The following is a 13,325-nucleotide window of genomic DNA, read 5'->3' on the forward strand; positions in this document are numbered from 1 at the left end:
GCTTCAGGCCACCGGAACGTCGCGCGCCAGCGTCGGGTGCGGTTCATCCGCAGGCGACGTGAGCAGCAGTTTGTAGATCAGCGCGCCCAGGATGGCGCCGACGATCGGCGCGACCCAGAACAACCACAGCTGGTCGACGGCATAGCCGGGGCCGAACAGCGCCGGGCCGGTGCTGCGGGCCGGGTTGACCGACGTGTTGGTCACCGGGATCGAGATCAGGTGGATCAAAGTCAGGCACAGGCCGATGGCAAGACCGCCGAAGCCCGCCGGATTGCGCTTGGAGGTGGTGCCGAGGATGACGATCAGGAAGATGGCCGTGAGCACCACTTCGATCAGCAGCGCAGACATCATGTTGTAGCCGCCGGGCGAATGCGCGCCGTAGCCATTGGTCGCAAAGCCGCCGATGTCGGCACCCGTCTTGCCGGTCGCGATAAGGTAAAGCACGCCGGCACCGGCGATGGCGCCGAGCACTTGCGACACCACATAGCCCGCGAGCTCGCTGGCGCGAAAGCGGCCACCGACCACCAGACCGACCGATACGGCCGGGTTGAAGTGGCCGCCTGAGATGCCGCCCAGCGCGTAGGCACCGGTCAATACGGTCAGGCCGAAAGCCAGCGAGACGCCGGCAAAGCCGATGCCGAGTGCCGGAAAAGCCGCTGCCAGAACTGCGCTGCCGCAGCCGCCGAAAGTAAGCCAGAACGTCCCGATGAATTCGGCCGCCCACTTTTTAGGAGTGCTGTGTTCCATATCCCTGATTCCTCGTTGTGTGACGGGCGGATTCTAGGCAGCAATGTAGGAGTCGACTGACATGGGAGTTGGCTCAGTGGCAGGCTGAGCCAGTTCTTCACGGATAACCCGCATTTCATGGGCTCGCTTTGCGACTACGCTTTGCGGCCATGAGCCCATTCGCCTTCAAAACCGCCGCTGCCGGGCTGCTGCTGGCCAGCGCCTTCGTCCTGATCCCGACGAGCGCGCGAGCGCAGCAGGGCACAGTCAACGCGTTGTGCAGTACCGACGTCGGCTGGTGCGAAGACGCGGCCGCTGCGTTCACGCGGGCAACTGGCATCAAGGTGAATCAGTCGCACAAGGGTACCGGCGAGATCGGGGCGCAACTGCGCGCCGAAGCGGCCAACCCCAAGACCGACATCTGGTGGGGCGGCACCGGCGATCCGTTTCTGCAGGCGGCCGAACAGGGCCTCCTCGACCCGTATCGACCGGCCTACATCAACGATCTGCACGAATGGGCGGTGCGGCAGTACGCGATGTCGGGCAACCAGGTCGGCGGCTTTTATACGAGCGTGATCGGCTTCGGCTTCAACACCGACGTGCTCAAGAAAAAAAAGCTGGCCGAGCCGAAGTGCTGGGCCGACCTGGTCAAACCCGAGTACAAGGGCGAGATCGAGATTTCTCATCCCGCATCGAGCGGTACGGCCTACACGATCATCGCTGGCCTGGTGCAGCAGATGGGCGAAGACGCTGCCTTCGACTACTTCAAGAAGCTGCACAAGAATGTGACGACCTACACCCGGAGCGGACAGGCGCAGGCACCCAACGTGGCCAAGGGCGAGGTCGCCATCGGCGTCAGCTTCTTGTTCGGCTTCGAGAAGTGGCGTTTCGACAAATTCCCGGTGAAGACGGCGGCGCCTTGCGAAGGCACCAGCTATGAAATCGGCGGCATCGCGCTGGTCAAAGGCGCGCGCAACAAGGCCAACGCCATCAAGTACTACGACTTTTTGATGAGCCCTGAGGGCCAGGCGATCGGTGCCGCGGCGGGCAGCTATCAGACGCCGGCCAACAAGACCTTCAAACCCGATCCGCGCATCCCGTCGTCGGACGGCATCAAGCTCATCAAGTACGACTTCGAGAAGTACGGCAAGGCAGCCGAGCGCAAGCGGCTGATCGAACGCTGGACGCAGGAAGTCGAGTCGCAGCCGCGCTGAACGGGGCGTTCAGGGCGGACGGCGCGGGGTGTCTAGAATTTTCGTCTTTCGCACCCACGTCTGAGCCATGTCCGAACCCTCCAGCACCAAACTCCCCTTTCAGGCCGAAGTCGCCCAACTGCTTCACCTGGTCACGCACGCCTTGTATTCGAACAAGGAGATCTTTCTTCGCGAGCTGATCTCCAACGCGTCGGATGCCTGCGACAAGCTTCGCTTCGAAGCCATCGACCAGCCGGACCTCTTTGAGAACCAGCCCGAGCTCGATGTCCGCATCAGCTTCGACAAGACGGCCCGCACGCTGACCATCGCCGATCGGGGCATCGGCCTGTCGCGGCAGGAGGCGATCGACAACCTCGGCACGATCGCCAAGAGCGGCACCAAGGACTTCATGAGCAAGCTCTCCGGCGACCAAAAGGCCGACGCACAGCTCATCGGCCAGTTCGGCGTGGGTTTCTACTCCGGCTTTATCGTGGCCGACAAGATCACGGTCGAGTCGCGCCGTGCCGGCCTGCCGACCGAAGACGGCGTGCGCTGGGTCAGTGGTGGCGCCGGCGACTTCGACGTCGACACCATCACGCGCGTCGACCGCGGCACGACGGTCACGCTGCATCTGCGCGACGACGCCGAGGAATACCTCAACGCCTGGAAGATCAAGCAGATCGTCGGCAAGTATTCCGACCACATCTCGCTGCCCATCCTGATGGAAAAAGAGGAGTGGAAAGAGGGCGAAAACGATCAGCCCGGCGACATGGTCAAGACCGGCGAATGGGAAACCATCAACAAGGCCAATGCCTTGTGGAGCCGTGCCAAGAAAGACATCACGCCCGAGCAATACGTCGAGTTCTACAAGGCCATCAGCCACGACTACGAGGCACCGCTGACCTGGAGCCACAACCGGGTCGAAGGTTCGACCGAGTACACGCAGCTGCTCTACATCCCGGCCAAGGCGCCCTTCGATCTGTGGAACCGCGACAAGAGCGCGGGCGTCAAGCTCTACGTCAAGCGCGTCTTCATCATGGACGACGCCGAGGCACTGATGCCGAGCTACCTGCGCTTCGTCAAAGGCGTGATCGACTCGGCCGACCTGCCGCTCAACGTCAGCCGCGAGCTGCTGCAAGAGAGCCGCGACGTCAAGGCGATTCGTGAAGGCAGCACCAAGCGCGTGCTGTCGATGCTGGAAGACCTGGCGAAGAAGGCGACTGCACTTGTCGAAGCCGCACCTGCTGAAACGGCCGGCGACGGCGTGACCGATGTCGTCGACAAGAAGGACGACGCCACCGAAGCGGCCACGTCCGAAGACGCCGGCAAGTACGCGAAGTTCTATGCCGAGTTCGGTGCCGTGCTGAAAGAAGGCCTGGGCGAAGACAACGGCAACCGCGATCGCATCGCCAAGCTGCTGCGCTTTGCATCGAGCACGACCGACACGGTGAGCGTGAGCTTCGCCGACTACAAGGCGCGGATGAAAGAGGGCCAGGACGCCATCTACTACATCACCGCCGACACAATGGCAGGCGCAAAGAACAGCCCGCAGCTCGAGGTCTTCAAGAAGAAGGGCATCGAAGTCTTGTTGATGACAGACCGTGTCGACGAATGGGCGCTCAACTACCTCAACGAGTTCGATGGCATGCCGCTGCAAAGCGTGGCCAAGGGTGCGGTCGACCTGGGCAAGCTGCAAGACGAAGGCGAGAAGAAGGCGGCTGAAGAGGCGGCCGAGTCGTTCAAGCCGATGCTCGAAAAGCTGAAGGCCGCGCTCAAGGACAAGGCGGAAGACGTGCGCGTGACCACGCGCCTGGTCGACTCGCCCGCGTGCCTCGTGGTGCAGGACGGCGGCATGAGCACGCAGCTCGCGCGCATGCTGAAGCAGGCCGGCCAGCCCGCGCCGGAACTCAAGCCGGTGCTCGAAGTGAACGCCGATCATCCGCTGGTCAAGAAGCTGGAAACGTCGGCTCACTTCGACGACCTGGCGAACATCCTGTTCGACCAGGCCTTGCTGGCCGAAGGCGGGCTGCCGGCGGACCCTGCCGCTTACGTGCGCCGCGTCAACGCGCTGCTGGTCTGACGATGCAGGCGCGCCATCGCATCGGCATGTCGATGGCGCTGTTCATTGGGTTGCCTGCTGCGTTGATGTCGCTGACGTTGTCGGGTTGCGCTGGCATCGGCGTCGGCGTGGCGGGCGCCTCGGGTCAGGGCTTCGGTGTCGGCTTGAGCCTGTCGCCCGATGCGCTGTTTCGGCGGACATCTCCCGCAGGCGCCGTGGCGTCGCCACCTCGCATCGAGGGCTCGGTGGCGACACCGGTGCCCGCCATCGTCGAAACATACGAGTCGGCACCGCCAGCGAGCACGCGCTGATGCAGCGGAGGCGGAGAGGCACACTGAGAGCTTGCAGAGCTTTTGCAGGGATTCGTCCCGAACTCGCTTTTGTTCATTTGGGCTGGTAAATACGGATCGAGACCGGTTTCCCGGCCGTTTGGAACCAAGGCGAATGTGCGTGCCTTGTAATTCCGTTGTCGGCTGCCGTGAATCGGAGCGAGGAGGTGTGTGCTCGCGCATTCGATGTATGGACCGGACGGTCAGCCTCGCGGCACAATTCGACGGGTACGTGCGTGGAGTCGGGCTCGACCACGCGGCTAAGCGCCATGCCGCCGCTCAGCAACCGGCGTCTCAGCGAGGCCTCGTCCAGTTCGGCCGTTGACGGCCAGTCAAGCCCGGCCGCATCGGCCAAGCTGAGGTATTTGGCAACGGCTTCCTTGGAGATCGAGAGGCTCTGGGCGATGCGCTCGTGCGACAGGCAGCTCTGGTGCTTAAGTCCGAGCATGTCCTTGATCATGCGTTACTGTGGTGTTGAACGCGGCCCTCAAAAAGCGCAAGGCCATGCCCAGCGGGTGCTTCATACGCAACGTCAGCACCGACCGTGCAACCGGTCAGATGTAGCTCGAAACCTCTTCGGTCACGATGTCGAAATCACCGGTCATGCACCGCCGAAGTACGCATCAGCGGCACAGGAACGACGTCCGTGCTGAGCTCGTGGCCATGATGCAGCTCATAGGGCCCATTTCCGTGCCTGTTGCGCCTCCAGCTACGGCGGATGCTCTTTGGCAAGCCGCGCATGTCGCCGCATCCGACCATGTTCTCTTTCACTTGGAGACCCCGTGCCCTACACAGGGAGGTACTGCAAACTTATTTAGCTACGCAGGACTCTGAGCTAGAAGCAGCCAACGCTGAGTCATATCGGTTGCGTGATTCGGCTTTTGTTGCGGTCGCATCGGGTGTGGCTCTGTCCCAGTTTTTAGCTCGTGAACTCCAGATTGCTTTCGACCGAGATTGCAAGTTTCAGGTTTGACTTACGGTCAAGGCGAAGTTGGTGCATGAACGTGAAGCGGATAAGCACGCGTCCATGCTTGCAGCTGCACAGTGGGAAATCAGGCGGCGCACGATTCAAGCGCAGATTGACCGACACCAAGAGCGTTTAGCGGAAATGCGAGGTCTAGAAATTGGGCGGCTGCTAAGGCCGGTCCTCAGGCTAGTCCGACTTAGTTCGACTTCACCAAAGTGACCGGCTGCATCCAGCCCGCAGCCACGCTATCGGTGACGCCAGGCACGGGCCGGGAGTTTTTCGCACGGGCTCGAGGCGCCCGGGTTCGAGGCCGGGCCGGGAGTTATTCGACGACGGGGAGGAAGCCGGCGGCGGCCACTTCCCTCAGGTCCCTAGTTCCGATGAAGCCTTCTACGACGCATTTCAGGAAGGTGAAATCTGGGCGTTCGTTGCTAACTGATCGAATCCCTGACCCGTCCTGACGCCAGTAGAGGAAACGACTACGGGCAGCGGGTCGGTCCGGACGGGATCGGCGGAAACGACCGGCAGCGGGTCGAGTCTAAACAGGGCGCGCTCGTCCGGACGGGTCAGAAAGCGGTCCAGGCCAGCAAGCACGTCCGCTTTGATTTCCTCCCTGACTGCCATTTCACCCAGGATGTAAGAGCCGATGAGGACTTTCTTGCGGGTGTCCGCCTTTCTTTTTGAAGCCACGTCGAGGTGATCGATTTTGAGCTTTGCCTTTTTCAAATTGGCGATCGTGCTTTTCTGAGTGACCAGTCTTTTCTCCCGTGCTTCAATATCCGTTCTCAGTTTCTCGGAGCGTTCCAAGTTCGTTCTCATGTTGTTGCCTGTTTTTTGTAGTGCACAAAGTTTAAGGTAGTGCGATGTAGTCGGGCTTTTAGGAGTAAAACGGGAATCAGAGACAAGATAGCCTTCGAGACGCACGCGGGAAGGGTTCAGATTTACATAGGCGCACTTAGTAGTTTTACGCAAGAAACTTCGCTCGCCTGCCGCTGGCTTTAAACTCGGGGAAAATGGTCTCATTTCATATCGCCGCCAAAGCCGGAGCCGGAGGGCAGGGAGGTGCGCACGCGGACTACATCGAGCGGGCGGGGAAATACAAAACCAGAGATCGTGACGATCTCGCTTTTTCCGAGACGCTGAACCTGCCCGAGTGGGCAACCAACGCGCACGAATTCTGGGAGCAAAGCGACCGTCTCGAACGCGCGAACGCGGCGGGCTATCGAGAATACGAAATCGCGCTACCCCGCGAAATGACTTCCGAGCAGCGCCTCGACCTCGTGCGCGATTTCATCGCGACCGAGATCGGTATCCTGCATGTCTGCACCTACGCGATTCACTGTCCCCGCGCAGCACTCGAAGGCGGCGAGCAGCCGCACGCTCACATCATGTTTTCGGAGCGCACGCATGACGCGGTAGAGCGAAAGACGCCGGAGCATTATTTCAAGCGCGCGAATCTGAAAGAGCCCGAGCGCGGCGGCTGCAAGAAGGCCCGCGGCGAGCCGAAGATGGTGGCGGAACGAAAGGCCGAGCTCGTTGCATTGCGCGAGCGATTCGCCGCGCTGCAAAACAAGCATTTAGAGAAGCTCGATCTGCCCGACCGCGTGACGCACCTGAGCCTGAAGGCCCAAGGAATCGAGCGCGCTCCTGAGGAGCACCTCGGGCCCAAGCGGATAGCAGCTAAGACGCCCGAGGTCGCGCGCGTCCTGGCTGCACGTCAGGACCGCACCTTGTCGGTCTTGCTTGAGCAAAGCATCCGCATTGGAGAGCGTCGACTGCATCGACTCGTGAGCCTTCGGATGGCTCGGGGTGCTGCTGCGCTTAAGGCGCTGATGACGAAGACGCCAACAGATTTATTCGGGGAAGCTGGCGGAGCTCGAAGTGAAAGAGACGACGCCGGCGTAAACCACCAGGTCGAGCAACCGGCGCCGGCAGCGGCATCGAGGATGAGCCGATTCGGCCAGGCGGCGAACCTGGCCACACAGGCAAAGCTCGCAACAGAGGTGAAAGAGGCGGAAGCGAAGCTCGCCGCCGAAGCCAAAGAAGCCGCGATCAAGAGAGCCGAGGACAGGAAAGCCAAGGCCAAAGCCAGAGAAGCAAAGGTTCGGGCAGCCACTGAGCGCGCTATTCCGCCAAAGGCTATGAATTTCCCACCCGCTGCGCCAGCGCAGCCCGTAGCACCAGCTACGGCCCGGGCTGACGGCGTGGTGATCGGCGCGAAGGTCACGAAAAAATACTACGACGATCTTCTTGTGCGCCTCGATGGCTTACGACCGGGGAAAGTGGAGTGGATCGTGAGCATCGCTCGAAGCGAGCAGGTCTACGAAGGCCCGATCGTCTACATCACAGACACGCACATCGGACAGCGCACTGGCGATCTGTCAGTCGTGCTGCACGACATCAGCAAGCTCGATAATGCCGTCTGGATCAACAAACTCATCAACAACCAAAAGATCACGACGCGGGACAAGATCGTCGTGACGTACGACAAGACGCAGGGCCAGCTCGTGCAGCCGCCGCGGAATCTGGCGCCACCCCCGCCGCAGCCACGGCAGCGAGATCCGCAGATCGATCGAGAGATCGACCGCCCTCGATAGCGAGGGGACAGTCAAGGGGACAGCAAGTGAGCAATGACCGAATTAGTCGTAAAGGCCAACATGGACGCAGAACTTAGCCGTTTTAAGTCGGACATTTCGTTGACTGACTACGCTCAAGCCGAGTTCGGCTACGAGCTGGTGGAAGGGGAGAGCAGCGCCGCTTCGAAGGTGTTGAAGCTGGGTGGCGACAAAATCATTGTGATCCGGAAGCAGGACGGTCACGACGTGTACTTCAGCACCGGCGACGGCAGCGATTGCGGATCTATCGTGGACTTTTTGCAGCGGCGCAAGCCGGTCTATCTGGGCTTGGTGCGCAAAGAATTGCGGCAGTGGCTGCCGGGTTCAAAGAAGCCCACGACGAACAGGCCCGCTGGGGAGCCAGTACGGGTCATGGCCACGTCAAGAGACCAAGCCAATGTATTCTCCGCTGGGCCAAGATGGAGCCTTACCGCGGCTCTTATCTGACCGGCGAGCGCGTTGCTGGCAGGCCCGACACTCTTGCGTAACCGACGAGACGTCGCACGACCGAGCAGTTCTTCTGCTCGACCCAAGCCTGGTCATTCTTGCGGTATGCACGCGAACGCGTCTGCTGCAGGCCATGCGCCCGGCAGTAGTCGAAGACGGTCTGGTTCATGAAGGCGCTGTCGTTGTCGGTGTCGACGCCAAGCATGCCGAAGGGAAGTACGGCACCCGGCATGTTCTGGTAGACGATCTAGCTCATCTTGGCCTCTTGCAGCCGCTCGGGATACGTCTACGATGGACAGCGCTTCCACGATGAGCGCCTGATTGCGTACCGGCATTGCGACGCATTCGGTCCAGCCGCTGGCGATGTCGGTGAGCGTCAGGGTATGGACGAAGTCACAGCCCATCTTGGAGCCACCGCAGTGTTCGACCATGTCGACTTCGAAGAAGCCCGGTGGCGGGTCTCTCCAGTCGGCAAAGGTGCGAACCGGAACGCTGCGCCGGATGGCTGCATCCACGCCTGTTCTGCGCTTGCGCTGGCCGTCGGTGCTGACACGCGTGGCGGCCAGGGTGCGCTCGATGGTGGCGGCACTGATCTGCATGAGCCGGGCGCGGACATCCGCGTGAAGCTGCAGATGACCGTGCCGCTCCATGGCAACGACGAGGATCGGGATGAGCGTCTACAGGCGCTTGCCGCAGACGCGGTCGCCTGCCTCCCACAACACGATCAACGCTTGCCGTACCGCTTCGTCGTACACGCGGTTCCTCGGCGGTCGCGCCGGCTTCGGTGATGCATCTGCAAGCAAGCGGATCGCGTGCTTGCGGTGATAGCCGGTGACGGCCACGAACTCATCGAGGATGCGGCTCCGGTCGACGCCGGATGCCCATAGTATCGCTCACGGATCGCCTCAGTGAGCTCCTTGCGTGTGGTCATGCTGACTTGCCTCTTCACGTTGCTTGCTCCCGCCGGACCATCCGGTGGGTAGCAAATTACGTGAGGCAACAGGTCAGCATGGGTAGCAAAACTACTGAGTCAATGCGCCGGACAAACCAATTGTCGCCAACCAAAGGCCATGGCAGCGAGTCGAAGTACACCACATCGGGTGTGCGGGCTTGCAAGCTCGAGTGCGGTCGGCGGGTGTTGTAGAACTCAATGTACCGGCCGATCCCGGTGCGGGCCTGGCCGACGCTCTCGTAGGCGTGCAGGTACACCTCCTCGTACTTGATCGAGCGCCACAGCCGCTCAATGAACACGTTTGGTTGACGACAATTACCTTGGCCGGCGCATTGCCGCATCAAAAATGCTACTCGTGCTGACCTGTTGCCTCACGTAATTTGCTACCCGTTGGATTGTCCAGCGGGAGCACAACGTGACAAGGCAAATCAGCATGACGACACGCAAGGAACTGGTCGAGGCGCTGCGGGAGCGGTATCGCAGCGCGGCGTTCGGCGACCGGATCAAGATCCTCGATGAATTCGTGGCCTTGACCGGCTATCACCGCAAGCATGCGATCCGAGTGCTACGCGACGAGGTCACGAAGACGAGTGCTGCGCGAGCGCGCAATCGTCTCTACGACGAGGCGGTGCGCCAAGCGCTGACGATGCTGTGGGAGGCGGCAGATCGGGTCTGCGGCAAACGGCTGAAGGCGCTGATCCCGCTCCTGGTCGACGCGATGGAACGTCACGGCCATCTCGACTTGGATCCGATCATTAGGACCAAGGTGCTTCAGGTCAGTGCAGCGACCATCGACCGCATGCTCGCCGCTGCGCGCTTGCACATCGACGGACAGCGCAAGCGCCGCAAGGGAGTGGGCTCGGCCATCCGACGCAGTATCCCAGTGCGCACCTTCTCCGACTGGCGAGACCCACCGCCAGGCTTCTTCGAGATCGACATGGTCGAGCACTGTGGCGGCCCGAAGACGGATGGCGACTACGTTCATACGCTGACCATGACGGACATTGCCACGGGATGGACCGAGTGCGTCGCCATGAGAATGCGGGAACAGATGCTGATCGTCGGGGCGTTCGAGCAGGTGGCGGGCGAGCTGCCGTTCGCCATGCTCGGCGTGGACTCCGATAACGACAGCGCCTTCATGAGCGAGAGCGTGTTCGACTACTGCAAAGGCCATGGCCTCGTGCAGACCCGCTCGCGTGCCTACAAGAAGAATGATCAGGCCTGGGTCGAGCAGAAGAACGGCTCCATCGTGCGCAGGCTGGTCGGCTACGGCCGTCTGAGTGGGGTCGGAGCGACGAAGGCCCTTGCGACGCTGTACGCGTCATCTCGCCTGTACGTGAACTTCTTCCAGCCATCGTTCAAGCTGAAATCCAAGACGCGCGACGGCGCCAGGGTGCACAAGATCTACTTCACACCAGCAACGCCTTGCGATCGGCTGCTGGCTCACGCCAGCACAACGACGGCGATCAAGGCGCGGCTGAAGGCGCAGCTCGAAAGCCTCGACCCGGTGCAGTTGCTGCAAGAGATTCGGGAGGCGCAGCAAACGCTGAGTGAGATCGCAGCGCACGGCACGCCAAGCGACGCTGCGCCAGGCAGGTCGCCGGACGTCGACGCCTTCCTCATGAGCCTGTCCACGGCGTGGAAGGATGGAGAGGCCCGACCCACGCATCGCAAACAGCCCGGCGCCAAGCACTGGTGGCGGACAAAGGTTGATCCGTTCGCCGACGCGTGGCCGCTTGTCGACGGCTGGCTGATTGCCGAGCCGTCCGCTTCGGGCAACGAGTTGATGAACCGATTGGCAACGATGTTCCCGGAAGCGTATGCCGGCAACGCGCAACTGCGAACGTTGCAACGCCGGGTCAAAGCTTGGCGCGCCGAGCGGGCGCGAGAAATGATCCTGGGCCGGCTGCGCAAGTCGACCGGCATACCAGCCGAAGTGTGAAACAGCCGCCGCGAAAACTTCGCGCCCGGCAGACTATGGACATGTGGACGATGCGCCTGCGGCGCACCGGCTGCGACCGTGGACAACGCGCCGCTGTGCGGCCTGCGTTGCCCACTGCCGCAGCCTTCGACCACATGCCCACAGCCTTCGATCATTGAATTGAACAGGGCAGATAGAGAGCCAAAACGACAAGCGGCCGGCGGGTAACATTCCTTCGTGAGGCAACACGCCTCTCATCCAGATTGACGCTAGACATGCAGTCGGCCAAGTTGCATGGCTACGATCCGTGGGCTTACCTGAAGGACGTGCTCACGCGACTGCCGACACATCTGAACAGCCGCATAGACGAGTTGCTTCCGCACCTCTGGCAGCCCGCAAACTGAACAACACATCGCTTAACGGGCTTCGCTAATTGCCGTCAAGGTGGGACGGCTGGCCGCTTACTGATTACCGGCAACCGTAAAGGTCCGCTGCCTCATGCAGTGAGCATTGCGTGCAACATGTCAAGTTCCCACTTGAGCAGCGTGGCCTCAGATAAGGTCAGTTGCTCCACTGAAGCTGATCTTTTTGCGCGTGTTTGAGGCGTGCGGAAATGTTCAATAAATCACGAGTCACGCCCTTCGCAGCCGCGCGGGACATAGACACGTTCTGTCACAGTTTTTCCACTTGCTCCGCAGAACTGTAGAAGTTCCCCTAAATTTTTAGGGTCATATTCGCTTCGAGAATTTATCGAATCAATCGGATGTGATGATCCACTTCTTACAAATAATTACGTCAAAAGATGTTATTCAGTGGCCTTCTGCCCCTCGCACGAATTCGTTTCTGCGAACGATCGTTGCTAGCGCTAGTCCTGTGCTGTGCCGCAGCATGCATCAGTGCGCAAACGCTGGAGGAACTGCAGTCACCGGGCGAGTCGCCAGCTGCAGAAGAAGCCGATCGCATCGTGAGCCCGTGGCTTTCACCAGCGCGTAAATTCGGCAAGGAGCTGTACTTCTCCAATCTCAAGGATGGGCAATCCGTCGAATCACCGTTCGTTGCGCGCTTCGGCGCTTCCAATGTCGGCATCGTTCCGGCCGGCAAAACCGTCGGTAATCACGGGCATTTGCATTTGTTGATCGACACGCCGTTACCGGTCGATCTGAAAAAGCCGCTGCCATTCAGCGCCAATTACATCCACTTTGGCAAGGGTCAAATGGAAGCTTTAGTGGATCTTTCACCCGGCACGCACACCGTGCGATTGCTGCTCGCAAACTATGCCCATGTGCTGTATTTCGTCTACAGCGAAGAGCTGACCATCATGGTCACGAAGCAGAACAAGGGGGTAACCCCTGCGAGCGTACTTGGCTCGCCACGCGTGTTCGTGATGCAGCCGGCTGCCGGCAGCACGGTATACGCACCGTTTCGCATGGCGCTGCATGCGAGCGGCTTCAATTTGTCGCACTCCGCAGCCAATGCCGAAGGCACAGGATATTTTCGAGTCAACCTTCAACGCACGGGCTCCAAAGGTGAGGCCATCGACCTCAAAGGGGGTCAGACCGAGTTTTGGCTGGCGCCGCCCAAAGGGGAGTACTTGGTTCTGCTTGAGTGGGTGAGCAACGACAACGGTAAGGTGCAGGCGAGCGCTAAGGCGATCAGCTTCAGCGTTCAATGAGGTACGGTCAGCTTTTGACACTGACCTGGCTCCTCTTGCCATGCCATTGATAACGAAGAAGTCCGGGGTTGCAAAATTAATTGATCTCGGTGGTCGCGAGTGACCGAGTGAGCTTGCCCCTGGAATCCGTGCCCCATAGCCGAGTTCATGAGTTGGCTTGCTGTGGCTGATTGGCAAGCCAGTGCTGCTCGAACTGCATCGGGCTGACGTATGCAAGTAGAGTGCAGCCGGTCGCGGTTGTACCAAAGCAGCCAATCGATGGTTTCGTCCTTCGCCTCGCGCCGGGTCTTGAACCGTTTGCCGTGCAGTCGCTCCACCTTCAACGACCCGAAGAGCGTCTCAGTGCAAGCGTTGACGCTCCTATGTCAAGCGGGACGTGCGGAGTCTGCCAGCATCGCCCTGAAGTCGTGGCCAGCTTACTGGTCAATTCTCGACCGGTCGCAA

General features: G+C 60.8%; 12 protein-coding genes and 3 pseudogenes. 9 read left to right on the forward strand and 6 right to left on the reverse strand.

Features of this window, described 5'->3' with window-relative positions; translation table 11 throughout:
- Positions 1-3 precede the first annotated feature (3 nt).
- Positions 4-747 carry an aquaporin Z gene (gene aqpZ / locus QN397_RS05870; RefSeq protein WP_323500345.1) on the reverse strand — a complete coding sequence of 248 codons (744 nt, stop codon included), beginning with the start codon at positions 745-747 and terminating at the stop codon, positions 4-6.
- 149 nt (positions 748-896) lie between these two features.
- Between aqpZ and QN397_RS05875 the strand changes: the two genes are divergently transcribed.
- The 3 genes from QN397_RS05875 (at position 897) to QN397_RS05885 (ending at position 4,289) form a co-directional block, all read left to right on the forward strand.
- Complete coding sequence (locus tag QN397_RS05875; protein ID WP_323500346.1) at positions 897-1,940, forward strand: ABC transporter substrate-binding protein; 1,044 nt, start codon at positions 897-899, stop codon at positions 1,938-1,940.
- A 67-nt stretch (positions 1,941-2,007) separates the two neighbouring features.
- Positions 2,008-3,999, forward strand: coding sequence for a molecular chaperone HtpG (gene htpG / locus QN397_RS05880; RefSeq protein WP_323500347.1), 1,992 nt, complete (start codon positions 2,008-2,010; stop codon positions 3,997-3,999).
- Between the two features lie 2 nt (positions 4,000-4,001).
- On the forward strand, positions 4,002-4,289 hold the full coding sequence (locus QN397_RS05885) for a hypothetical protein (RefSeq protein ID WP_323500348.1): 288 nt from the start codon (positions 4,002-4,004) through the stop codon (positions 4,287-4,289).
- A 73-nt stretch (positions 4,290-4,362) separates the two neighbouring features.
- Here QN397_RS05885 and QN397_RS26735 read toward each other — a convergent pair whose 3' ends face one another.
- Together QN397_RS26735 and QN397_RS05895 are read right to left on the reverse strand one after the other, a co-directional pair.
- Positions 4,363-4,767, reverse strand: coding sequence for a hypothetical protein (locus tag QN397_RS26735; protein WP_416352180.1), 405 nt, complete (start codon positions 4,765-4,767; stop codon positions 4,363-4,365).
- 909 nt (positions 4,768-5,676) lie between these two features.
- Positions 5,677-6,093, reverse strand: coding sequence for a hypothetical protein (locus QN397_RS05895; RefSeq protein ID WP_323500349.1), 417 nt, complete (start codon positions 6,091-6,093; stop codon positions 5,677-5,679).
- Between the two features lie 194 nt (positions 6,094-6,287).
- Between QN397_RS05895 and QN397_RS05900 the strand changes: the two genes are divergently transcribed.
- Positions 6,288-7,871, forward strand: coding sequence for a MobA/MobL family protein (locus QN397_RS05900; protein ID WP_323497052.1), 1,584 nt, complete (start codon positions 6,288-6,290; stop codon positions 7,869-7,871).
- 33 nt (positions 7,872-7,904) lie between these two features.
- Positions 7,905-8,336 carry a hypothetical protein gene (locus tag QN397_RS05905; RefSeq protein WP_323497051.1) on the forward strand — a complete coding sequence of 144 codons (432 nt, stop codon included), beginning with the start codon at positions 7,905-7,907 and terminating at the stop codon, positions 8,334-8,336.
- On the opposite strand, the gene QN397_RS05910 is transcribed toward QN397_RS05905, so the two are convergent.
- Positions 8,329-8,568: a hypothetical protein gene (locus QN397_RS05910; RefSeq protein ID WP_323500350.1), complete on the reverse strand. Its 240-nt coding sequence runs from the start codon at positions 8,566-8,568 to the stop codon at positions 8,329-8,331. The genes QN397_RS05905 and QN397_RS05910 overlap by 8 nt on opposite strands.
- 187 nt (positions 8,569-8,755) lie before the next feature.
- Between QN397_RS05910 and QN397_RS05915 the strand changes: the two genes are divergently transcribed.
- Positions 8,756-9,124 carry a hypothetical protein gene (locus QN397_RS05915; RefSeq protein ID WP_323500351.1) on the forward strand — a complete coding sequence of 123 codons (369 nt, stop codon included), beginning with the start codon at positions 8,756-8,758 and terminating at the stop codon, positions 9,122-9,124.
- Between the two features lie 199 nt (positions 9,125-9,323).
- Here QN397_RS05915 and QN397_RS05920 read toward each other — a convergent pair.
- Positions 9,324-9,590, reverse strand: a pseudogene (locus QN397_RS05920) (integrase core domain-containing protein); the annotation flags it as partial.
- A gap of 131 nt (positions 9,591-9,721) precedes the next feature.
- On the opposite strand from QN397_RS05920, the gene QN397_RS05925 reads away from it, so the two are divergent.
- The 3 genes and pseudogenes from QN397_RS05925 to QN397_RS05935 all read left to right on the forward strand — a co-directional run bounded on the left by QN397_RS05925 (position 9,722) and on the right by QN397_RS05935 (position 12,881).
- Positions 9,722-11,230 carry a transposase family protein gene (locus QN397_RS05925; protein ID WP_323500352.1) on the forward strand — a complete coding sequence of 503 codons (1,509 nt, stop codon included), beginning with the start codon at positions 9,722-9,724 and terminating at the stop codon, positions 11,228-11,230.
- Between the two features lie 257 nt (positions 11,231-11,487).
- A pseudogene (locus QN397_RS05930) lies at positions 11,488-11,613 on the forward strand (transposase domain-containing protein); the annotation flags it as partial.
- Positions 11,614-12,173: 560 nt separating this feature from the next.
- Entirely contained in the window at positions 12,174-12,881 is a 708-nt protein-coding gene (locus QN397_RS05935; RefSeq protein ID WP_323500353.1) for a DUF4399 domain-containing protein, read from the forward strand.
- A 145-nt stretch (positions 12,882-13,026) separates the two neighbouring features.
- Here the strand turns inward: QN397_RS05935 and QN397_RS05940 are convergent.
- Positions 13,027-13,234, reverse strand: a pseudogene (locus tag QN397_RS05940) (IS3 family transposase); the annotation flags it as partial.
- Positions 13,235-13,325 lie beyond the last annotated feature (91 nt).

Source organism: Variovorax sp. RTB1, from assembly GCF_035018765.1.
Lineage (GTDB): Bacteria > Pseudomonadota > Gammaproteobacteria > Burkholderiales > Burkholderiaceae_C > Variovorax.

What these genes read in the sequence shown, in the direction of transcription:
- aqpZ (WP_323500345.1), bottom strand. Translation starts at nt 747, where the DNA reads ATGGAACACAGCACTCCTAAAAAGTGGGCGGCCGAATTCATCGGGACG.
- QN397_RS05875 (WP_323500346.1), top strand. Translation starts at nt 897, where the DNA reads ATGAGCCCATTCGCCTTCAAAACCGCCGCTGCCGGGCTGCTGCTGGCC.
- htpG (WP_323500347.1), top strand. Translation starts at nt 2,008, where the DNA reads ATGTCCGAACCCTCCAGCACCAAACTCCCCTTTCAGGCCGAAGTCGCC.
- QN397_RS05885 (WP_323500348.1), top strand. Translation starts at nt 4,002, where the DNA reads ATGCAGGCGCGCCATCGCATCGGCATGTCGATGGCGCTGTTCATTGGG.
- QN397_RS26735 (WP_416352180.1), bottom strand. Translation starts at nt 4,767, where the DNA reads ATGATCAAGGACATGCTCGGACTTAAGCACCAGAGCTGCCTGTCGCAC.
- QN397_RS05895 (WP_323500349.1), bottom strand. Translation starts at nt 6,093, where the DNA reads ATGAGAACGAACTTGGAACGCTCCGAGAAACTGAGAACGGATATTGAA.
- QN397_RS05900 (WP_323497052.1), top strand. Translation starts at nt 6,288, where the DNA reads ATGGTCTCATTTCATATCGCCGCCAAAGCCGGAGCCGGAGGGCAGGGA.
- QN397_RS05905 (WP_323497051.1), top strand. Translation starts at nt 7,905, where the DNA reads ATGACCGAATTAGTCGTAAAGGCCAACATGGACGCAGAACTTAGCCGT.
- QN397_RS05910 (WP_323500350.1), bottom strand. Translation starts at nt 8,568, where the DNA reads ATGCCGGGTGCCGTACTTCCCTTCGGCATGCTTGGCGTCGACACCGAC.
- QN397_RS05925 (WP_323500352.1), top strand. Translation starts at nt 9,722, where the DNA reads ATGACGACACGCAAGGAACTGGTCGAGGCGCTGCGGGAGCGGTATCGC.